Below are 248 nucleotides of genomic sequence, written 5' to 3'. Positions count from 1 at the left end.
GGATCGAGGAGTCGACCAAACTGATGAGCTGGGGCTTCAACGCCTGGCAGACGCGGCCGCTCTATGCCGCCGGCGCCCGGGTCGGGGAGGCCGATGTGCAATTGGGCTCGGAAGACAAGGTGCCGCTCGTTGCGCCCAAGGCGATCGCGCTGACCTTCCCGGCCGGCCTGACGGTCGCCGACCCGCGGGTGCGGATTGCCTACACCGGGCCGCTCAAGGCGCCGATCGCCAAGGGCGCGCAGGTGGCC

The 248-nt window shown here is 71.0% G+C and carries 1 protein-coding gene; it reads left to right on the top strand.

Annotation, left to right across the window (positions count from 1 at the left end):
- Nucleotides 1-23: 23 nt before the first annotated feature.
- On the top strand, nucleotides 24-248 hold a 225-nt coding region (locus ACSNOK_RS35505; RefSeq protein WP_436784796.1), incomplete at its 3' end, for a hypothetical protein.

The sequence above is a fragment of the Streptomyces sp. URMC 126 genome (genome assembly GCF_051386555.1).
Classification (GTDB): domain Bacteria; phylum Actinomycetota; class Actinomycetes; order Streptomycetales; family Streptomycetaceae; genus Streptomyces.
Note: the sequence above shows the minus strand (reverse complement) of the source record. Positions and strands in the feature narration are given on the sequence as shown.